The following is a 20319-nucleotide window of genomic DNA, read 5'->3' on the forward strand; positions in this document are numbered from 1 at the left end:
CAGGTTATTTGGTCCTACTGGTGTCACATGCCGGGAATCACTCCTTCCGCCGGTCTTCGTCGGCGGGCTCGTCCTCCCACTCCCCTTCTGCTTCGTCTTCTTCTCCGTCTTCTGCGGCTTGGTACTCGCCGTCATCCTCCGAATCCTCGGCCTGTGCTGCTTCTTCCTCTTCCAGGGCTTCGTCGTGAGACATGACGACTTCGCCGTCTCGGATTTCGCCGCGCCAGCCCTCCGGCTCTTCCTCGGTGAGAGTGACGTATCGCTGGAAGTGCTTGAAGTCCAGCCTGAGTCGGCGGCCCTGCGCCCGCCACAGGTTTCCGGTTTTTTCGAAGGGCCCGGACGGGTAGTACTCCACGACCAGGACGATCCGAGTCAGTGTGGGCGCCAGTTCGTGGAAACTGACCACCCCCTTGGTCGTCCCCTTTGCGCCTTCGGAAGTCCAGACGATCCGGTCGTCCGGGATCTGCTCCTGGACGGTAGCTTTGAAGCTGCGCGAGGAAGGGCCGACCTTGACCTTCCAGTCGCTGGTCATTTCGTCGCTCATTGAAACGCTGCGTACGCCCTTGGTGAAGCTGCTGAACTCCTCGTACTGGGTCCAGTAGTCGTAGGCCGTGCGAAGGGGCACGCCGACGTCGAGGACCTCAATGATGTTCATGCTCTTGCTGCTACCGGAACTGCCCTTGCCGCCGCCGAACGCTTCCTTGATCTTGTTCACGACGCTGTCCTTGAGGCCCTTGGCCTTCTCGGACAGGAATGCCTTCAGAGGGGATTCGCCCCCGAGGACGCGCGAGCCGATCTTGAGCAGGCTGCCGTTCTCGGCGGCATCGGTGAGCTGACCGGCGACGTCCGTGAGCTTGTCGCCGGCCTTCTCTGCAAGCCGTTCGACCTGCGAATCGACGAAACCCGACAGTGCCTCGCGCAGTCCGCCCATCCCCGACTCCTGCGTCTCCGGCTGCTTCATGTCCTTCCCGGTCATGACGGGCTACCTCCGGCGATCAGCGAGCTTGGACATCTTCTTCGCCGCTCGTCCTGAAGACGCAGCCTTCTTGCTTGGAGCCTGCTTCCGGGCGTCGGACTTCTTGGCTCGGGATGCCTTCTCCGCGGCAGGCTTCGTCGCGGAGGACTTCTTCGCTGGGGCTGCCTTCTTCGCCTCTGCGTTTTCGTCCGGTTTCTCGTTCGCTTCCTCCTCTTCCTCTCCCTTACCGAGACCGGCCGCGCGGTCACGGAGGGTGCCCGTGAGCGCTCCCACGCCGCGTGTGGCAGCAGCTGTCACTGCCTTGCGGTCGGCGTCGGCGAACTCCCCCTTCGTCTGTTCCTGTAGTTCGGCGACCTGGGGTAGTTCGCCCAGCCTGCGCATTCCCTCGGCAGCAAGCTGGCGCGGGTCAAGGCCGAACCGTCCGCCCGCCAGATACGTCCCCACGCTCAGGGCGAGCTTGCCTTTCTTCGTACGGCCCAGCACGTAACCGCCGACAACCGCCGCGGCGAGAGCAATTTTGGTCTGATCGTCCATGCGCACGTCACCTGTATCCCCGGGGCCGCCCGTGCCGCGCGAACTGCTGCGGTGAACGGTCCTGCCCAGCGGTGGCCACTGCGCCGGTTTTGGGCACCGCAATGAAGGGGACCTGGTCCCGCACAATTCAGGCGGGGCCGGTCATTTGCCGACACGATGACTCCGGCTACGACGGGCGGTCGCCTCAGCCCGAGAGCATCACTCAATGCCGGTCTTTTACCCCCAGTCTCGTCCGAATGGTGTCGGTCGCATCTTGACGCCCTGGTTCCTGCTGCGGAGCCGGGGGCGCCGGCAGTCCGGGGTTGCGCGCCGGGCAGGCGAGGTCCGACGCCAGCCGTCGAGTGCTTCGCCGCGGCCGTCGCCGATCAGTCTGTGATGTGAGGTGCTCGTCCACGCAGTGGTTGAGCCGCGGGAGAACTCCGCCGTACCAACCACCGCAGGCGTACGCGTATGTCGTGCAGAGCTGCCTGGACTTTGACCGACCGGATGCCGTCGGCGCAGTCGAAGAACTCGCGCCAGGTGGCCATCGGAGATGCTCGGCCACTCGTCGATCAACATCCCGGCGGACACGTACACCAGCCGAATGGTGCCGATCCGTGGGGACAGATCGGGGACAGCTACTCCCCGTCCGCTCACGCATCGCTCACGCAAACGGCCCCGGACTAGGAGTCCGGGGCCGAGTGGAGCGCCTCCCTGAGGGAGAAACCCCAGGTCAGCGGCTTGTTGTGTTGTGCCCCCGGCAGGATTCGAACCTGCGACACCCGCTTTAGGAGAGCGGTGCTCTATCCCCTGAGCTACGAAGGCGGGGAACCGCCGGTGACCGTGGGCCGGGCCCGGCCCGGGTGGGCGGTGGGCTGCGGACGGTTGCCGACAGGTTTGTGGTGGTCTGGTCCCTGGGGATCGGGCCACCGCCGACAGTGTAGCGGGTGGGCAGAGGTCGCTCCCTCGGGTTTGTGCCGTGCGCCCTGTGCCCGGGGCACTACGGTCCCCGGCCGGCGCGAAGGGCGCCGGAGGGGCGCCGGCAGCGTGGCCGGGGCGGTCGACGCCGGACCGCCGCCTGCGCCTCCGTACCCGTTCCCCGCGCCCCCCCGGGCGGGTCGGTTGACGGGGGCCGGGTGCGGGCATAGCTTCGCCGGGTCGCTGAGCCAGTACGTGGAGAGGCCGCTCGTGCCGCATGCCGACCCCAGCCCCCCGCCCGACCCCCGCCATTCCCCCGACCGCAACCTCGACCGTACCCCCGACCAGACCCCCGACCCCGCCGTCCGCGCCCGCGACCGTGTCGAGGCCTCACTGACCGCTCCCGGCGCTCCCTTCGCCGTCGTGCGGGACGAGCGCGGGGTGCTCGTCTACGCGAACGGGCCGCGCACGCTGCGGGAGTTCGTGGAGGCCACCTGGGCCTTCGGCGAGCAGCCCTTCCTGATCTCGGGTGGACGGACCTGTACGTACGGGGAGTTCTTCGCCGCCGCGTCCGCACTGGCCCGGCGGTTCACCGAGACGTACGGGCTCCGGCGCGGCGACCGGGCCGTGGTGGCCATGCGCAATCATCCCGAGTGGCAGATCGCGTTCTGGGCGGTCCAGCTCGCCGGTCTCGTCGCCGTACCGCTCAATGCCTGGTGGACCGAGGCGGAGTTCCGGCATGCCCTGGACGACTGCGAGCCGCGGGTGTTGCTGGTCGACGGGGAGCAGTTGCCGAAGGCCGCGGCCTGGGGCGAGAAGGCGGGGGCGCGCGTCGTCGTCTTCAATGAGGTGCGCGGCGCGGGGGAGAGCGCGGCCGGGGCCGAGCGGTACGTGGACTTCCCGGAGCCCGATCCGTGGGCGGCGCCTCCCGACGTGGAGATCCGGCCGGAGGACGACGCCACGATCATCTACACCTCCGGTACCACCGGCCGGCCCAAGGGCGCCGTGGCCACCCACCTCGCCCAGGCGGGCGCGGCCCTCAACCCGCGTTACCAGGCGGCGGTTTCGGCGCTCCGGCGCGGGGCCGTCCCCGGGCAGGGGCCCGCGCCGGTCACCTTGATGACCTTCCCGTTCTTCCATGTCGCGGCGTTCACCAGCCTGTACGCGGCGATGGCGGCCGGCGGCACCCTCGTCCTGATGCCGAAGTGGGACGCCGCAGAGGCCCTGAGGCTGATCCGGCAGCACGAGGTCACGGTCTACGCGGGCGTGCCCGCCACCGCGCTCCAGCTGCTCGCCGCCGCTGACCGGGCCGGCGACGGGCTGGAGAGCCTGCGGATGCTGAACACCGGGGGCGCGGCGGCCCCGCCGGACCTGGTCGCGCGGCTCACCGCCGGCCACGGCGAGCGGATCGAGCCGCGCAACGGGTACGGGCTGACCGAGACCAGCGGCGGGGTGCTGGCCAACTTCGGCGCCGAGTACCGGGCGCACCCCGGCTGTGTCGGCACCCCGACGCCCGTCACCGAGGTACGGATCGCCGGCCCCGCTGGGGAGGCCGTTCCGGACGGGGAACCCGGTGAGCTGTGGCTGCGCGGTCAGTCCCTGGTCCGTGGTTACTGGCGCGACGAGGCGGCCACGGCCGGGGCGTTCACCGGCGGCTGGTTCCGTACGGGGGATCTCGCCGTGGTCCGGGACGGGCGGGTGGCCGTCGTCGACCGGATCAAGGACATGGTGGTCAGGGGCGGCGAGAACGTCTACTGCGTCGAGGTCGAGGCCGTCCTGCACGATCACCCCGATGTCGATGACGCGGCGGTGCTCGGCGTTCCGCATCCGGTGCTGGGGGAGGAGGTCGCGGCGGTCGTCCGGTTGCGCCCCGGGTCCGTGGTCACGGCCGACGCCCTGCGCGCGCACGTGGGACGGAGTCTGGCCGGGTTCAAGGTCCCCGCCCATGTGCTGGTGGCGAAGGAGCCGCTGCCGCGGAACGCCACGGGGAAGGTACTCAAGCGGGAGCTGCGCGACGCCGTTCGGGAGCACGTGCGCGAGGGGGAGGGCCGGGGGTGACGGTTCAGGGCCGGGTGATCCGTACCCGGTAGTGGCCGTCGGCGTCTTTCTCCAGCACGGATATGCGTATGCCGTTGGTGCGGTCGGTGAACGTCTCGCCGGGCTGGAAGGCGGCGTCCGAGAGCTCGGCATGGACGTTCGGCCGCCGGGTGCAGCCGCCGCTGTCCTGCGTGCTGTCCTCGACGGAGACCGGCCCCTGGCCGGTGTCCACGTCGGAGCTCACCTTGTAGATCAGGACGCCGGGCCGGCACACCGCCTCGTCGTTGCCCTCCGCGGTGCGTACCTCGATCGCGTAGCCCGACTGGCCGCTCAGCGGCACGAACGCGAGTTTCGGTCCGCCCGGTGCGGCCAGCGGCTCCAGGGTGTGGTCGCTGGTGCCCGGCATCGCGGCGCAGCTGATCTGCTCGCTGCCCAGCCAGCCGAGCTTCCACTTGTGCCAGCCGAGGAGGTCGTTGTTGGCCCCCCAGTCCTCGGACATGATGTCCCAGTGCCCCACGGAGCCGCCGCCCTCCATCGTGTAGAGGTCGGGCAGCCCGAAGACGTGGCCGTTCTCGTGGGGGAGGACCCGGTAGCCGGTCTCGGCGTACGAGCCCGAGCCGTCGTCCTGGCGGCTGTAGACGAAGGACGTGTTGGCGAGCGGGACGCCGTCGGCGAACGGGGCGTCGTCGTTGCCGGAGAAGGTCACCGACAGGACGGTGTCCAGGGCGGAGGGCCCGGCGTTGGGGGTGACGAGCACGTTGACCAGGTCGTACCCGGAGAAGTCGACCTTCGGATCGGCGACGCTCACGAGGTCCTTGACGAGCTCGCGGTAGCCCGGTTCGTACGGTGAGCCGCGCTCGATGCCGTATTCGGAGAACGGCAGCGGCATCCGGAGCCAGTCGTTCACGGGCGCTTCCGGGACGTAGGTCAGCCGGCCGTAGGAGCTGGTGCGGAACCAGTCCGAGGTCTGCGGGAAGAACTCCGCGAGCCGGTCGGCGGCTGGTTCCGTCGCCTGCGCGTCGGGGAAGTCGATCATCAGGTTGAGGGCCCTGATCCGTCCGGTGGACCGTGCGTACCCGGGGGGAGTCGGCATCCCCTCGGACATCTGTACGCCCATGGTCGCGGGTATTCGGCAAGGGGCGAGGCCGGTGCCCCGGGGGGCGGCCACCGGTCCCGCGGAGGCTCGGCTCGCGATCGGAAGTGTGGAGCTGGCCGACGCCATGGTCGCGATGACCAGGGCCGTCGCTCCCGCGAGGGCGAGAGGCCGGCGGTATCCGCGTATCCGGTGGCGGGGCTGCTGCATAGGGCTCGCCTTCGGTGCCACGGCAGCCGGCCGGCCCGAGCTGCGCTCTGGCGATCAGCCTCTGCGGGGTGACGGGGGCTCGCCCGCTGGGTGCGCCGGTCGGGTGAAGCCGCACCGGGAAATGTGTGACCCAGGTCACAGGGAGGTGGGAAATAACCGGGGACGGCATCCCCGTTTGCACCTGTGTCCCCGCGAAACGGGGAAGCGGTCCCCGGTTGAAGCCGAGGGCCGGCCACACACCGCAAGGGAAGGGCAGCAGTCGTGGAGACCGTCGCCGAAACCGCCACCTGTGCCGCGCGGCGCCGTACGCCCCGCCCGCGGGCCGACGCGCTGCGCAACCGGGAGCGGATCGTGACGGCCGCGCGCGAGATGTTCGTCGAGTTCGGGCCGGATGTGCCGCTCGACGAGGTCGCGAGGCGTGCCGGAGTCGGCAACGCCACGCTCTACCGCAACTTCCCCGACCGCGCCGCCCTGACCCATGAGGTCGTCCTGGCCGTCACCTCCCGCACGACCGAGCGGGCGGAGGAGGCCATGGCGGCCGAGTCCGACCCGTTCGCCGCGCTCAGCCGCTTCGTGCACGCGGCGGCCGACGAGCGGATCGGTGCCCTGTGCCCGATGCTCTCCGGCGGCTTCGACCAGGACCACCCCGAACTGCTCGCCGAGCGCCGTCGCCTCGAAGGGGCGGTCGAAGGGCTCGTGGAGCGCGCCATGTCCGCCGGGAGGCTGCGCACCGACATCGCCGTCGGTGACGTACTCGTCGCCCTTTCCCAGCTCACCCGGCCTCTGCCCGGCATCGCCTGCCTGGACATAGACCGGTTCACCCACCGTCATCTGCAGCTCTTCCTGGACGGCCTGGAATCCCCGGCCCGCTCCGAACTGCCCGGATCGGCGGCGACCTTGGAGGACCTGCGCCGCGGGCGCTGACGCCCGCGCACCGGAGACCCAGCAGACCCACGGGCCCACAGAGGCCGACCCCACGCCCATGACGCAGGCCGGGACCTGAGCAGCAGGTCCGGTCGTCAGTACAGCTCGCCCTTTTTCGGTTGCGGGCGCCGGTCCGTTCGCGGTCCGCCGCCGGCACCGCAACTCCTCGTGTCCTTAGGTGGCTACTCCCATGTCGAAAACAGCCGGCACACTTCCGGATCCCAGTCGCTGGAAAGCGCTGGCGTTCATCGCCCTCGCCCAGCTGATGGTCGTGCTCGACGCGACCATCGTGAACATCGCCCTGCCCTCGGCCCAGACCGACCTGGGCATCTCCGACGGAAACAAGCAGTGGGTCATCACGGCCTACGCGCTCGCGTTCGGCGGGCTCCTCCTGTTCGGCGGACGCATCGCGGACCTCTGGGGCCGTAAGCGCACCTTCGTGGTCGGCCTGCTCGGCTTCGCCGCGGCCTCCGCGCTGGGCGGTGCCGCCACGGGCGAGGCGATGATGTTCGGCTCCCGTGCCCTCCAGGGTGTCTTCGGCGCCCTGCTCGCGCCGGCGGCCCTGTCACTGCTCGCGGTGATGTTCACCGACGCCAAGGAGCGGGCCAAGGCCTTCGGTATCTACGGAGCCATCGCGGGTGGCGGCGGAGCGGTCGGCCTGATCCTGGGCGGCTTCCTGACCGAGTACCTGAACTGGCGCTGGACGTTCTTCGTCAACATCCCCTTCGCGATCATCGCTGCCGCTGGTGCCTACTTCGTCATCCGTGAGCCGGCCGGCACCCGCAACCGTTCGCCGCTCGACATCCCCGGTGTCGTCCTGTCCACGCTGGGACTCGTCGCCCTCGTCTACGGCTTCACCCGCGCCGAGTCGGCCGGCTGGTCGGACTCGCTGACCGTCGGCATGTTCGTCGCCGCCGGAGTGCTGCTCCTGGCCTTCGTCCTCACCGAGTCGCGCGTGAAGTCCCCGCTGCTGCCGCTGCGTGTCCTGACCGAGCGCAACCGCGGAGGCGTCTACCTCTCCCTGGGTCTGGCCATCATCGCGATGTTCGGCCTCTTCCTCTTCCTCACCTACTACCTGCAGGTCGTGAAGGGATACTCGCCGGTCAAGACCGGCTTCGCGTTCCTGCCCATGATCGCGGGCATGATCACCGGTTCCACCCAGATCGGTGCGCGGCTGATGACCCGCGTGCCGCCCCGGCTGCTGATGGGGCCGGGATTCCTGGTGGCGGCCGTCGGCATGCTGCTGCTGACCCAGCTGGACGTCGGCACCTCCTACGCGGCGGTCATCCTCCCGGGGCAGCTGCTGCTCGGCCTGGGTATGGGTACGGCGTTCATGCCGGCCATGTCGCTGGCCACGCACGGCATCGAGCCCCGTGACGCCGGTGTGGCGTCGGCGATGGTGAACACCTCGCAGCAGGTCGGCGGTGCCATCGGTACGGCGCTGCTCAACACGATCGCCGCAGGCGCCACCACCGCGTACATCGCCGATCACGCGGCGGGCGCGACCGACCCGAAGCTGCTCGAGCTCCAGGCCATGGTCAGCGGTTTCGCCAGTGCGATCTGGTGGGCGGTCGGCATCCTCGTCGCCGCCTCGGCGATCGCGGTGGCGCTGATCAACACCGGCCGCCCGGGTGCCGGAGCGGCCGGCCAGGCCGACGGCTCCGGCCGGGCCGACGGTGTCGAGGACGAGTACAAGATCCCGGTCGTCGCGCACTGACCGGTCACGGGTCACCCCGGTGAGATCTGCCCTGGCTCCGCTCAGCGGAGCCAGGGCAGATCCGCGTCGGTGCCCTCCGGCTGCAGGCCTGCGGCGATGACCTGCATGATCTCGCCGAGGCTCTCCACCTGCTCGGGGCTGAGCCGGGCGAACATCGCCTGGCGCACGGCCTCGACGTGTCCCGGCGCGGAGCGTGCCAGCATCTCGTAGCCCTCGTCGGTGAGGACCGCGTTCTGGCCGCGCTTGTCGGAGGGGCACTCCTCGCGTCGCACCCAGCCGTTCTTCTCCAGCCGGGCGATGGCGTGCGAGAGGCGGGAGCGGGTGATCTTGGCGTCCTTGGCCAGCTCGGTCATGCGCTTCTGCCGTCGGGGGGCCTGGGAGAGCTGGACGAGCAGACCGTAGTAGATGTGCGGCATGCCGGCGTCGCGCTGCAACTGGCGGTCGAGGTGGTCCTCCATGAGCGTGGTGGCATGGAGGTAGGAGCGCCACACGCTCTGCTCTTGGGCGGTGAGCCAACGGGGCCCGCCGGTGGTTGCCGTGGTCATGTACTCCACTGTACGACCTTTTCTTGAAAGTTGAACTAGATAGAGCTAAGGTCTCCGGAAGTGGGAACTTGAAGATTCAAGAGCCTGGTTCGAAGAGACGATCTGCCGAAATCCCGGTGCTTGCCGCAGCTGCCCGTTCCCGGTGCCTGTAGAGAACACACATACCTTGATCGGCAGAGGAATGGGAGTGCCATGACGGCCACCGACGAACGCATGCCCGCCCTCTACCTCTCGCACGGGGCCCCGCCGCTCGCCGACGACCCGGTCTGGCCCGGTGAACTGGCCGCCTGGTCGGCCGGGCTGCCGCGCCCCAGGGCGATCCTGATGGTCTCCGCGCACTGGGAGGAGGCCCCGCTCGCGCTCGGCGCCACCGAGACCGTGCCGCTGGTCTACGACTTCTGGGGATTCCCCGAGCACTACTACCAGGTGCGGTACGCCGCCCCGGGTGCCCCGCGGCTCGCCGAGGACGTCCGCAAGCTGCTGCGCGGCGCGGGGACCCCGGTCCAGGACATCCCCGACCGTGGGCTCGACCACGGGGCGTATGTGCCGCTCGTCGAGATGTTCCCGGACGCCGGCATCCCCGTCCTCCAGATCTCCTTGCCGACGCTCGACCCCCGCAGGCTGATGGACATCGGCCGCAAGCTGGCCCCGCTGCGTGACGAGGGTGTGCTGATCGTCGGCAGCGGGTTCTTCACGCACAACCTGGCCGCCCTGCGGCACGGCGGAGGCACTCCCGGCTGGTCGGCGGAGTTCGACGACTGGGGGCATCGTGCGCTCCAGGCGCAGGACATCGACGCCCTGCTGGACTTCGAGCACAAGTCACCGGCGGGCCGGCTGGCCCATCCCCGTACGGAGCACTTCGCGCCGCTGTTCGTCACACTCGGGGCCGCCGGGGACGAGCTCGGTCAGGGCCGCAGTGTCATCGACGGTTTCTGGATGGGTCTGGCGAAGAGGTCGGTGCAGTTCGGCTGAGCAGCGCCTTCTCGTACCAGGAGACGTCCCAGTAACGGCCGAACTTCCGGCCCACCTCGGTGTACGTGCCGACGTGCCGGAAGCCGAACGCGTCGTGCAGCCGGACCGAGGGTTCGTTCGGCTGCGCGATCGCGGCGTAGGCGCGGTGGATGTCCTCCTCCGCGAGGGCCTCGAACAGCGCCTCGTAGAGGAGGGTCCCGATGCCGCGGCCCGTGGCCCCAGGGGTGAGGTACACGCTCACCTCGACCGAGGTGCCGTACGCGGCCTTGGGGCGGTACGGGCTGCTGGTGGCATAGCCGAGGACATGCGGCGCGCGGTCCCGGGTATTCGGGTCCAGAGCAACCAGGAGCCTGTGAGGGCCGTCCTCAGGGTGGGAGCGCAGCCATGGCAGGCGCTCCTCCGGAGTGAAGGTGGCCGTGTCGAATGTGAGCGCGGTCTCACGGACGTAATGGTTGTAGATGTCCGTAAGGGGCTGCAGATCGGCTTCAGCGCCCGGCCTGACCTGCACTTCTGTGCGTATCTGCGACATCTGTCCTCCGTTGGGGGGCGACAGGGTACTGCATGATCTCGAAAGTGAATGGGCGCCGTGGGAATTCTGTCCGGATTCCAGTCGTTGTTTCCATCGGATGCAGGGCACCCGAGAGGGTGTCGCGACCTACTCAGCAAGGGAGCACGCATGGCAACCCGTGCCGTCGCCCGTCGTTCGTCCGCCAGCACCGGCGGGACCGACCGGGCAAGCAGTGTTCGCGCCTCTGGCGGGGAGATCGCCGATCGCGACCTGGTCGGCATGTACCTCGACGAGATCGCCCGCACGCCGTTGCTCGACGCCGCCAAGGAGGTCGAGCTCTCGCAGACGATCGAGGCCGGTGTCTATGCCCAGCAGATCCTCGACGGCGTGGTGGAGAGCGAAGCCGGCGGAGCGAAGCGTGAGGAGCTGGAGGCGCTGGTCGCCGAGAGCGAGCGCGCCAAGGACATATTCATCCGCTCCAACCTCCGGCTCGTCGTCGCCGTGGCCCGGCGCTACCCGAGGGCGGGCCTGCCGCTGCTCGACCTGATCCAGGAGGGGAACGCGGGCCTGGTGCGCGCGGTCGAGAAGTTCGACTACGCCAAGGGCTTCAAGTTCTCCACCTACGCCACGTGGTGGATCCGGCAGGCCATCACCCGCTCCATCGCTGATCAGTCCCGCACCATCCGCCTCCCCGTGCACCTCGTCGAGGAACTCGGCCGGATCCGGCGGGTGCAGCGCGAGTTCAACCGCGAGCACGGGCGCGACCCCGAGCACGCGGAGATCGCGGCCGAGCTCGACTCCAACGCCGAGCGCGTGGGCAACGTCCTGGACTGGGCCCGTGATCCGGTCAGCCTGAACATGTCGGTGGACGACGACGGCGACACGCAGTTCGGTGACCTGCTGGAGGACACCTCCGCCGTGTCACCCGAGCAGTCCGTGATGACCCTGCTCCGCAGTGAGGAGCTCGAGGACCTCATCGGCAAGCTCGACAACCGCACCGCCTCCATCATCAAGATGCGGTACGGAATCGAGGACGGCCGTGAGCGGACCCTCACCGAGGTGGGCAAGCAGCACGGTCTGACACGGGAGCGGATCCGCCAGATCGAGAAGCACGCATTGCTCGAATTGAAGCGAATGGCTCACGACACGGGCTTTGACGCTGCGGCGTGAGCCGATAACCCGTAATCTCCCCATCAAGCCGGTTCGCACCGGCCCGACGACCGGTCTCCCTACCGGTCCCATGAGCTGAGTCCCGGCGCCCACCCCCCCGGCGCCGGGGCTCATCCATGTCGGGCCCCGGGAGGCGGGTCAGGCCGAGAGCGTCGGTTCAGGTCCCGACGGCGCGGCGGCGCGGGTGAGGCGGGCGCCCAGACCGCGGAGGTGCTCCACCAGCGCCGGTGGGCCGTGGGCCTCGAATTCGCAGTCCGCCATCGCGAGCCGCAGAGCCACCCACTCCAGCGAGTCCGTCGAGGTCGTGCGCAGGCGGCACCTGTGCTCCCCGCTCGGTTCCACCGTGCCGAGTCCTGCGGGCAGTCTGGCCCGCACGGACTCCGCCGCCCCGTGGAACGTCACGTCGAGGTGCAGCTCCGGCTGCGTCCGGGACATCGCCACGGCCAAGAACTCCGCCGCGTCCCCGTCCCCGGCGGGCAACTCGCGCGGGGTGAAGCGGGCGCCCGTGGCGAACGGCTCGCTCACCCGGTCCACGCGGAAGGTCCGCCAGTCCTCGCGGTCCAGGTCGTAGGCCACGAGGTACCAGCGGCTGCCCGTGCTCACCAGCCGGTACGGCTCGGCCTGCCGTTTCGAAGGCGTCCCGTCCCCCGCGCGGTAGGCGAAGCGGAGCCGCTCCCGCCCGGTGACCGTCGAGGCGATCACGGTGAGCGTCCGGGGGTCGATGGACGCACCGTCGCCCCGCGTGAAGGGCACCGTGGCGTTCTGCAGCGAGGAGACCCGATGCCGCAGACGTGACGGGAGGACCTGTTCCAGCTTCGCCAGCGCCCGTACGGACGCCTCGTCCACGCCTTCGATGGCGTGCCCCGCCCCGGCCCGCAGCCCCACCGCGATGGCCACCGCTTCGTCGTCGTCCAGCAGGAGCGGCGGCATGGCGGCGCCTGCGACCAGGCGGTAGCCGCCGATCGAACCGCGCGACGCCTCGACGGGGTAGCCGAGGTCGCGGAGCCGGTCGATGTCCCGGCGGATGGTGCGCGGACTCACCTCCAGGCGCTCGGCGAGCTCGCGGCCCGGCCACTCCCTCGGAGTCTGGAGCAGCGACAGCAGGGTCAGCAGCCGTGCCGGGGTATCCGTCATGGGCTCAGAATGCCTCCCCTTCAGGTCATGTTCTGACCTGAAGGGGAAAGATCTCGAGGCGCGGCAGATGTCGAGGCCGAGGCCCGGGGTCCTGGAGGCTCAGCGGACGTCGGAGGCCGAGGCCCGGCGGACCTGGAGGCTCAGCAGATCCGGGTGCGGTTCTCCATGGCCCGGCGTGCGGCGTGCTCGTCGTCGTACACCTCGCACATGTGGCGGCCGTCGGGCGTGGCCGTGTGCTCGACCTCCCACAGGCTGGTCTCGCTGCCGTCCAGGAGCAGGAAGGCGTGCTCGTAGAGCGTGAAACCGGCGTCCTGGCCGTCGACTCGGCACTGGCGGCCGAAGATCTGGGTGATGTGGTGGGCGAAGGCGGCCCGGAGCAGCCGGGCCGTCGCGGAGCCCGGCCGGTCCGCGTTCTCCGCGCGGCGCAGGACGCGGCGGGCGTGGTCGGCGGAGTTGTCCGGGGCGTACATCCGGGGGAGCGGCACCGGAGGCACGCTCATCAGGAGCGTGAGGGCCTCCAGGTCCTCTCGCAGGGTGTCGTCACCGAAGGCGGGGGTGTCCCAGAAGCTGCCGGCGAGGCGCGCCGCGGCGATCTGCGCGTCGCCCTCGTCGTCGTACAGCTCGTGCCGCAGGGGCTCACCGGTGTCCCTCGCGCCGCCGTGCACCAGCTCCCAGAGGGTGAGCGCGGTGCCGTCGGTGAGCAGGTAGGTGTGCCGGTAGGTCTCGCGGTGCAGGACGGCGCTGTGATGGGACGAATGCAGGGCGCTGCTGTGCGCCAGAGCCGTCCCGAGCCGGTCGACCGTGGTGTCGGACAGATCGAAGGAGTTGAGGGCGCATCGCAGGAGTCGCTCGAGGTGCTGCTCGGTTGTCTCGTACGGATCGCTCAAGGTGCTGTCTCCAGGCCGTTGCCGCGTGTTACCCGATGCGTGCATAACGTAGTCCCTGGGTCTGACATCGTGACCGGGGTTCGCAAAAAACGTACGGCTCGTGCAGAAAGTTCCCACCCCCGTCAGGGTGCGGCGTGAAGCCCGCCGCCGTACGTGCTTGCCGGACCTCCGGCCTGCAGGTCGCCGGAGCGGCCGGCGGCCTCGCCGTAGAGCTCCCCGTACGAGGGGAACGTGCCGGCCGGCCCGTCCACGCCCCGGGCCGCCCTGGCCGCCTTCACCACGGCCCGGGCCAGGGTGTCGGCACCCGCCGCCAGGATGTCGTTGAGCGCGGCGACGGGTTCCGCGGGCAGGGGGACGTCGCCGGTGGCGAGGGTGAAGACGGTGTCCCCGTCGGTGAGCAGGTGGACCGGCCGCACGGCGCGTGCCAGCCCGTCGTGCGCCGTGCCGGCGAGCTTCTGTGCCTGGGCGCGGTCGAGTGCCGCGTCGGTGGCGACGACGGCGATGGTGGTGTTGAAGGCGCCGTGCTCCGCCGTGCGCTCCCCCCGCGCCTCCCGGATCTCCTTCAGCCGCCGGCGAGCGGCCTCGTGCACCTCACGGGCAGGATGCGCGGGCGGCTCCCCTGCGCCGTACTCCCCGTACAGCACGCCGGTCCGCGGGTCGACGACGGACCCCGCCGCGTTCACCACGGCCAGCGCGGCGACCGTGGTCCCGCAGGGCAGCCGCAGGCTCGCCGTGCCGACACCGCCCTTGAGCTCGCCGGCGACGGCCCCCGTGCCGGCGCCGACCGTGCCTTCGGCCACCGGGGAGCCGGGTTCGGAGGCGGCTGCCGCCTCCACGGCGGCCCGGCCGGTCGACGCGTCGGGGCGCGCCCGCGGGTCCTGGCCCCGGCCCAGATCGAAGAGGCATGCCGCCGGTACCACCGGCACCACCTGGGAGGGGCCGACCGGCACGCCACGCCCCTGCTCCTCCAGCCAGGCCATCACACCGGACGCGGCGTCAAGCCCGAACGCGCTGCCGCCGGTCAGGACGACCGCGTCGACGCGCTGCACCAGATTGCGCGGATCGAGCGCGTCCGTCTCCCGGGTGCCGGGGCCGCCCCCGCGTACGTCGACGGCCGCCACCGCGCCGCCCTCGGGGGCGAGGACGACCGTGGTCCCGCTCAGCGCCCCGGCGCCCGGCACCCGGGCGTGCCCGACGCGGATTCCGGCCACATCCGTCAGTGCGTCCAGCGGACCGGCTACAGGCAGGTTCTCGGCGTCCTCAGGCATCACGGGCTCCTCGTGGCGTGCGGCAGTACGCGGCCGGGCGGGCGGCGGGGTGGGCGGCTCGGGGCTGTGTACTGGCGAACGTACAGGCGCCTGCCCCGGATCGGGGCCCGGACGTACGACGCTCCCGGCGCGGGCCACCTGGGCGACGCGCTCACCCCATAGGGGCACAGAACGGGACCGAACGCCGTTTCCGGACCTACGGTGGCCGGGTGACCGAGCCACCAGAACCGCCCGCCGCAGCCGAGCAGTCCGCTTCCGGTGCCCGCACCTCTTCCTCCGGCAGCCCGGAGGGCCACCGACCCGCCCAGGGCCCCTCGCTCGCCACGCGGGCGGCCGAGGCCCTCCCCCGCTCCGTCTCCGGCCGCGCGACTCTGGCCGGTGCCGTCGTCTCCGCCCTGCTGATCATCGCGATCGTGTTCGGCAGCCGCCTCCTGCACGACTTCGACTCGGCACTCCTCCCGTACGCCGTGGCCACGGTCTTCCTCGCCTTCGGCGTCGCCTACCGCTACACGGTCTGGGTCTCGGCCCCCGGCGCCCGGCGACTGTTCAAGAACGGCTGGCGCAGCCTGTTCTCGGCGGAGAACTTCCGCAAGGCCCCCACCGCACTGCCGAAGATGATCGCCACGTACCTCGGCTTCCAGAAGTTCCTGGGCGCCCGGTCGCATGCCCGCTGGGCCGCACATCAGCTGATCTTCTGGGGTTGCGTCCTCGCCTCGCTGATCACCTTCCCGCTGACCTGGGGCTGGTTCACCTTCACCTCCGGCAGCGGCTCGGGCCCCGGTTACGAGATGCGCATCTGGGGTTTCAAGATCCTCGGATTCGACTCGCTGAACTTCATCGGCTGGGTCATGTTCCACGGCCTGGACCTCGCCGCCGTGCTGGTCATCCCGGGCGCCGCCTACTTCCTGTGGCGCCGGATGAAGGACCGCGGCGCCATGACAGGCCAGCGGTTCGCCTACGACCTCGTCCCGCTGCTCGCCCTGATCATCATCTCGGTGACCGGCCTGCTGCTCACCTTCTCGTCGATCTTCCTGCACGGGGGCGGCTACGAGTTCCTGGCGATCCTCCACATGGTGTCGGTCGTCTTCACCCTCATCTACATCCCGTTCGGGAAGTTCTTCCACATCGTCCAGCGCCCGGCAGCGGTCGGCATGCAGCTCTTCAAGTACACGTCGCGCCAGGGCGACGAGGTCTTCGCCTGCCGCCGCTGCGAGGAGCCCATCGACACCGGGGCGTACGTCGAGAACCTCCGCGGCACGATGCGCGACCTCGAACTCGGCTTCGACGAGTGGGCCGAGTACTGCCCGCGCTGCAAGCGGGTGCTGCGCGGCAACGCTTATCTCTCCCAGGTGAAGAAGGGCTACAAGTGACCGCGGATCCACGCGCAGCCGACGGCCGTACCGTCCTCCCCCTCGACCCCTCCCTCGCCCCGCCCGGCTCCCAGGGCTTCCGGGACGCGGGCGGCATTCCGGCCGACAAGTGGCACGCCGACCAGAACGGCGAGACGCTCGTCCCCACGCACTGCTGCTTCTGCGGGGTGCAGTGCGGGATGTACCTCCGCGTGGACCGAGGGGGCAAGGTCTTCGGCGTGGAGCCCCGCAACCACGACATCAACCGCATGCGGCTCTGCCCCAAGGGCGTCAACGCCTACCAGCAGGTCAACCACCCCGACCGCCTCACCGCCCCCCTCATGCGCCGCTCCCGCGACGAGGAACTGCGGGAGGTCTCCTGGGACGAGGCCCTCGACTTCACCGTCTCCGAGATCAAGCGCATCCAGGAGGCCCACGGGAGGGACGCCTTCGGTGTGCTGGGCGGGGCGAGTCTCTTCTCCGAGAAGACGTATCTGGTCGGCAAGTTCGCCCGGGTCGCCCTCAGGACCAGGCACGTCGACTACAACGGCCGGCTCTGCATGGTCAGCGCGGCGGGCGCCAACAAGCTCGCCTTCAACATCGACCGGGCCGGCAACCCGTTCTCCGACATCCTGCTCACCGACTGCCTGCTGCTCGCCGGGGCCAACGTCGGCGAGTGCTTCCCCGTGCTGACCCAGTACGTCTGGGGAGCGCGGGACCGTGGCGCCACCCTGATCGTGGTCGACCCGCGCGAGACCGCGGTCGCCCGCACGGCCGACATCCATGTCGCGCTGAAGTCGGGCACCGACTCCGCCTTCTTCAACGCCGTGCTGCACGTGGTGATCGAGGAGGGCCTCACCGACGAGAACTACCTCGCGGCCCATGCCGTCGGCTGGGAGGAGGTCAAGGCCAACGCCGCGCTGTACCCCCCGTCCCGCGCCGCCGAGATCTGCGGGATCCCCGCGGAACAGGTCGTCCAGGTCGCCCGCGCGTTCGCCCGCGCTCCCAAGGCCATGGCCTTCCACGCCCGGGGCATCGAACACCACACGCAGGGTGTGGAGAACTGCCTCAGCGTGATCAACCTCTGCACCGCCACCGGCCACATCGGCAGGCCCGGGGCCGGCTACGGCACCCTCACCGGCCAGGGGAACGGTCAGGGGGGCCGCGAACACGGCCAGAAGGCGGACCTCCTCCCCGGTGGACGCTCGATCCTCAACGAGGAGCACCGCCGGCAGATCTGCGAGATCTGGGGCATCGAGGAGTCCGAACTCCCGGCCGCGGGGACGTCGATGATGGAGATGGTCTGGCAGATGCAGCGCCAGGAGATCCGCGGCCTGATCGGCATCTGCAACAACCCCTTCGTGTCCCTGCCCAACTACGCGGTGGTCAAGGACGGGTACGACAAGACCGAGTTCCACGCCCAGTTCGACTTCTTCCTCTCCGAGACCGCCGCCAACGCGCACGTGGTCTTCCCCGTCACCATCTGGGCCGAGGACGAGGGAGTGATGGCGAATGCCGAGGCGAGAGTCGTCAAGCACAACAAGGCCCAGGAGCCGCCGGCGGGTGTGCGGACCGACACCTGGGTGATGTGCGAGATCGCCCGGCGTCTCGGCGCGGGGGACAAATTCGCCTTCGGCGGCTCCCGTGACGTCTTCGACGAACTGCGCAGGGCCTCCGCGGGCACGATCATCGACTACTCCGGCATCACCTACGAACGGCTCGAGGAGACCGGCGGGATCTCCTGGCCCTGCCCCTCCACCGACCACCCGGGAACCCCCCGGCTGTTCGAGGACGGGAAGACCTACCACGCCGACGGCAAGATCCACATGCAGGTCGTCGAGTGGCATCCGCCGGCCGACCCGTACGACGACGAACACCCGATGACCCTGACCACCGGACGCACCGTCGCGCACTTCCTCTCCGGCAACCAGACCCGCAGGCTGGGCGCCCTCGTCGAGCAGACCCCCCGGCCCTGGGCGGAGGTCCATCCCTCCCACGGATTCCGCAACGGCGAACCCGTCCGGGTCGTGACCCGGCGCGGCAGCGAGGTCTTCCCCGCCCTGGTCACGAAGGCGATCCGGCCGGACACCGTGTTCATTCCCTACCACTGGCCCGTCCCCACCGCGGCCAACGCGCTGACCATCGACGCCCTCGACCCCCGCTCCAAGATCCCCGAGTACAAGGTCTGCGCGTGCCGCATCGAGCACGCGGCCGAGATCGACGTGGTCCCCGCGCCCCCGGTCGCGCCGGGCCATGTCGCCTACCCCGAGACCCAGGTCTCCCGTACCGACCCGCTGCCGCCCACGGCCCCGCAGGGCCGTGGTACATCGGAGAGGGGCTGATGCCCGCATGATGGGCCGAACGATCTTCATCGACCCGGGGCGCTGCATCGGCTGCCAGGCCTGTGTCTCCGCCTGCCGGGAATGCGACTCGCACCGCGGCAAGTCGATGATCCACCTCGACTACACGGACGAGGGTTCCTCCGTCGCCTCCCTCCCCACCGTCTGCATGCACTGCGAGGACCCGGTGGCCCCCTGCGCCGAGGTCTGCCCGGCCGACGCGATCCTGGTCACCGCCGACGGCGTCGTGCAGCAGGCCGACACCACCCGGTGCATCGGCTGCGCCAACTGCGTCAACGCCTGTCCCTTCGGCGTCCCGAAGATCGACCTCCAGGCCAAGCTGCAGATGAAGTGCAACCTCTGCTACGACCGCACCGCCTACGGACTCGCCCCGATGTGCGCCACCGTCTGCCCGACCGGCGCCCTCTTCTACGGCACCGTCGAGGAACTCCAGGCGGAGCGCCCCGGAGTGCAGGTCGCCGACACCTTCGTCTTCGGCGAGAGCGAGGTCCGCACCGGCGTCGCCATGGTCGTGCCGGCGGAGCGGGTCCAGTGGCCGGTTCCCGGCGGACTTCCCGTCGTCGAGATCAACGGGAAGGACGTCCGCCGATGAGCGTCACCGAACAGCCGCAGCCGGGCCACGACCACGACTCGGGCGGCGACCCCCGCGAGGCGTTGCACGACAGGATCGCCGCCGACTCGCTCACCACCCGCAGGGACTACCTCCGGATCGTCGCCACCGTCTCCGGTGGCCTCGCCGTGGGCGGCCTGGCCGTGGCAGGCGGGATCCTGCACCGCCACGGTGAGACGGAGGACGGGAAGGCGCCCGCCCCGAAGCAGATCGCCACGCAACTCCTGCCAGGTGAATCCCTCGCCTTCCGCTATCCCGGGGACGAGGACCGGGCGGTCGCCGTGCGGATGGACGACGGCACACTCGTCGGTTACTCCGCCGTCTGCACCCACCTGGCCTGCGCGGTGCTGTGGCGCAAGGACCGCGGCACGGAGGGCGAGCTCTACTGCCCGTGCCACGAAGGGGTCTTCGACGCCCGCACCGGCGAGGTCACCGCCGGGCCACCGCCTCGCGGACTGCCCAAGGTGGTACTGACCGAGCTGGACGACGGCAGCGTGTGGGCCGTCGGCACCACCCGCTCCGGGGAGAGCGTCGAGGCGGGGCTGTGCCGCCAGCTCGGCGAGGACCGCCCGGATCTCGCCGCCCGGATCGGCTGCCCCGGCACCGGCGGCGGTGCGGAGGGGCCGTCGGCCCCGGCTCGTTCGGCTGTCCCCGTGCCCTCGGCGGCGGGTGAGCCACGCGGATCCGGCGACGCCCCGGCCCCCGGGAGGCCGTCATGACCGAGCCCCTGGACCCGATCGAGCCGCCACGGCCTCCCAACCCCGCCGGAACGGCGTATCCCGACTATCACCCGGGCAGCGCCCGTGCCGAGCTGAACCGCCCTGTCCACGAGCGCTATCCGCAGATCCGGCCCACCAGTGGCTACGCCGACCCGCGAGTACGGCATACAGGTCCGGGGCCCGGGGCGGGCTCGGAACAGGAGCCCGAGCGCTCCGCGAAGCTGACGGCCCGGCTGGTGCTGGCCCTGAGCGTGGTCGTCGGTCAGCTCTGGGCGCTCACCGAGGTCGTCAATGTGTGGATGGAGGGCGACACCGGCACGGCCTGGTGGGGTGCCGGTTTCCTGTGCCTGTCGTTCCTCGTCGTGCTGGGGCTGTGGCTGATCGATCCGAAGGACCGGTGAACGCGGCC

Annotated in this window: 18 protein-coding genes and 1 tRNA gene; 10 read left to right on the forward strand and 9 right to left on the reverse strand. The window is 70.4% G+C overall.

The window, feature by feature from the left end; genetic code table 11:
• Positions 1 to 37: 37 nt before the first annotated feature.
• The 3 genes from ABZY45_RS22020 to ABZY45_RS22030 all read right to left on the reverse strand — a co-directional run bounded on the left by ABZY45_RS22020 (position 38) and on the right by ABZY45_RS22030 (position 2314).
• Positions 38 to 976, reverse strand: coding sequence for an SRPBCC family protein (locus ABZY45_RS22020; RefSeq protein ID WP_356742225.1), 939 nt, complete (start codon positions 974 to 976; stop codon positions 38 to 40).
• Between the two features lie 6 nt (positions 977 to 982).
• Entirely contained in the window at positions 983 to 1510 is a 528-nt protein-coding gene (locus ABZY45_RS22025; protein ID WP_356742227.1) for a hypothetical protein, read from the reverse strand.
• 731 nt (positions 1511 to 2241) lie between these two features.
• A tRNA-Arg gene (locus ABZY45_RS22030) sits at positions 2242 to 2314 on the reverse strand.
• Positions 2315 to 2677: 363 nt separating this feature from the next.
• Between ABZY45_RS22030 and ABZY45_RS22035 the strand changes: the two genes are divergently transcribed.
• Entirely contained in the window at positions 2678 to 4465 is a 1788-nt protein-coding gene (locus ABZY45_RS22035; RefSeq protein ID WP_356742228.1) for a class I adenylate-forming enzyme family protein, read from the forward strand.
• 4 nt (positions 4466 to 4469) lie between these two features.
• Here ABZY45_RS22035 and ABZY45_RS22040 read toward each other — a convergent pair whose 3' ends face one another.
• Positions 4470 to 5747 carry a M6 family metalloprotease domain-containing protein gene (locus ABZY45_RS22040; protein WP_356742229.1) on the reverse strand — a complete coding sequence of 426 codons (1278 nt, stop codon included), beginning with the start codon at positions 5745 to 5747 and terminating at the stop codon, positions 4470 to 4472.
• A gap of 261 nt (positions 5748 to 6008) precedes the next feature.
• On the opposite strand from ABZY45_RS22040, the gene ABZY45_RS22045 reads away from it, so the two are divergent.
• Together ABZY45_RS22045 and ABZY45_RS22050 are read left to right on the forward strand one after the other, a co-directional pair.
• A complete protein-coding gene (locus ABZY45_RS22045) occupies positions 6009 to 6671 on the forward strand; it encodes a TetR/AcrR family transcriptional regulator (protein WP_356742231.1) in 663 nt (220 codons plus the stop codon).
• Between the two features lie 190 nt (positions 6672 to 6861).
• Positions 6862 to 8388, forward strand: a complete 1527-nt coding sequence (locus ABZY45_RS22050) for an MFS transporter (RefSeq protein ID WP_356742232.1) — start codon at positions 6862 to 6864, stop codon at positions 8386 to 8388.
• Positions 8389 to 8429: 41 nt separating this feature from the next.
• On the opposite strand, the gene ABZY45_RS22055 is transcribed toward ABZY45_RS22050, so the two are convergent.
• Positions 8430 to 8942, reverse strand: a complete 513-nt coding sequence (locus ABZY45_RS22055; protein ID WP_356742234.1) for a MarR family transcriptional regulator — start codon at positions 8940 to 8942, stop codon at positions 8430 to 8432.
• Positions 8943 to 9125: 183 nt separating this feature from the next.
• Between ABZY45_RS22055 and ABZY45_RS22060 the strand changes: the two genes are divergently transcribed.
• Entirely contained in the window at positions 9126 to 9905 is a 780-nt protein-coding gene (locus ABZY45_RS22060) for a class III extradiol ring-cleavage dioxygenase (RefSeq protein WP_356742236.1), read from the forward strand.
• Here the strand turns inward: ABZY45_RS22060 and ABZY45_RS22065 are convergent.
• Positions 9853 to 10434, reverse strand: a complete 582-nt coding sequence (locus ABZY45_RS22065) for an N-acetyltransferase family protein (RefSeq protein WP_356742237.1) — start codon at positions 10432 to 10434, stop codon at positions 9853 to 9855. The two genes, ABZY45_RS22060 and ABZY45_RS22065, sit on opposite strands and share 53 nt — an antisense overlap.
• 147 nt (positions 10435 to 10581) lie before the next feature.
• On the opposite strand from ABZY45_RS22065, the gene ABZY45_RS22070 reads away from it, so the two are divergent.
• Positions 10582 to 11583, forward strand: a complete 1002-nt coding sequence (locus tag ABZY45_RS22070; protein ID WP_356742238.1) for a sigma-70 family RNA polymerase sigma factor — start codon at positions 10582 to 10584, stop codon at positions 11581 to 11583.
• A gap of 138 nt (positions 11584 to 11721) precedes the next feature.
• Here ABZY45_RS22070 and ABZY45_RS22075 read toward each other — a convergent pair whose 3' ends face one another.
• From ABZY45_RS22075 to ABZY45_RS22085, 3 genes are all read right to left on the reverse strand, one after another.
• The gene (locus tag ABZY45_RS22075) at positions 11722 to 12717 is read right to left on the reverse strand and encodes a YafY family protein (RefSeq protein ID WP_356742240.1); all 996 of its coding nucleotides are present in this window, start codon (positions 12715 to 12717) and stop codon (positions 11722 to 11724) included.
• Between the two features lie 140 nt (positions 12718 to 12857).
• Positions 12858 to 13604 (reverse strand): DUF6227 family protein, encoded by a 747-nt coding sequence (locus ABZY45_RS22080; protein ID WP_356742242.1) that lies wholly within the window; start codon positions 13602 to 13604, stop codon positions 12858 to 12860.
• Between the two features lie 122 nt (positions 13605 to 13726).
• A complete protein-coding gene (locus ABZY45_RS22085; RefSeq protein WP_356742244.1) occupies positions 13727 to 14872 on the reverse strand; it encodes a P1 family peptidase in 1146 nt (381 codons plus the stop codon).
• 209 nt (positions 14873 to 15081) lie between these two features.
• Between ABZY45_RS22085 and ABZY45_RS22090 the strand changes: the two genes are divergently transcribed.
• Genes ABZY45_RS22090 through ABZY45_RS22110 form a run of 5 tightly spaced genes read left to right on the forward strand, consistent with a single transcriptional unit; the run spans position 15082 to position 20311 of the window.
• On the forward strand, positions 15082 to 16242 hold the full coding sequence (locus ABZY45_RS22090; RefSeq protein ID WP_356742245.1) for an MFS transporter: 1161 nt from the start codon (positions 15082 to 15084) through the stop codon (positions 16240 to 16242).
• Positions 16239 to 18563 carry a molybdopterin oxidoreductase family protein gene (locus ABZY45_RS22095; protein WP_356742247.1) on the forward strand — a complete coding sequence of 775 codons (2325 nt, stop codon included), beginning with the start codon at positions 16239 to 16241 and terminating at the stop codon, positions 18561 to 18563. Before ABZY45_RS22090 ends, ABZY45_RS22095 begins: the two co-directional genes overlap by 4 nt.
• Before the next feature lie 7 nt (positions 18564 to 18570).
• Positions 18571 to 19173, forward strand: coding sequence for a 4Fe-4S dicluster domain-containing protein (locus tag ABZY45_RS22100; RefSeq protein ID WP_145809174.1), 603 nt, complete (start codon positions 18571 to 18573; stop codon positions 19171 to 19173).
• Complete coding sequence (locus ABZY45_RS22105) at positions 19170 to 19910, forward strand: Rieske (2Fe-2S) protein (protein ID WP_356742249.1); 741 nt, start codon at positions 19170 to 19172, stop codon at positions 19908 to 19910. Before ABZY45_RS22100 ends, ABZY45_RS22105 begins: the two co-directional genes overlap by 4 nt.
• A complete protein-coding gene (locus ABZY45_RS22110; RefSeq protein ID WP_356742250.1) occupies positions 19907 to 20311 on the forward strand; it encodes a hypothetical protein in 405 nt (134 codons plus the stop codon). The genes ABZY45_RS22105 and ABZY45_RS22110 overlap by 4 nt, the downstream gene beginning before the upstream one ends.
• Positions 20312 to 20319 lie beyond the last annotated feature (8 nt).

Source organism: Streptomyces sp. NPDC006516 (genome assembly GCF_040611875.1).
Classification (GTDB): domain Bacteria; phylum Actinomycetota; class Actinomycetes; order Streptomycetales; family Streptomycetaceae; genus Streptomyces.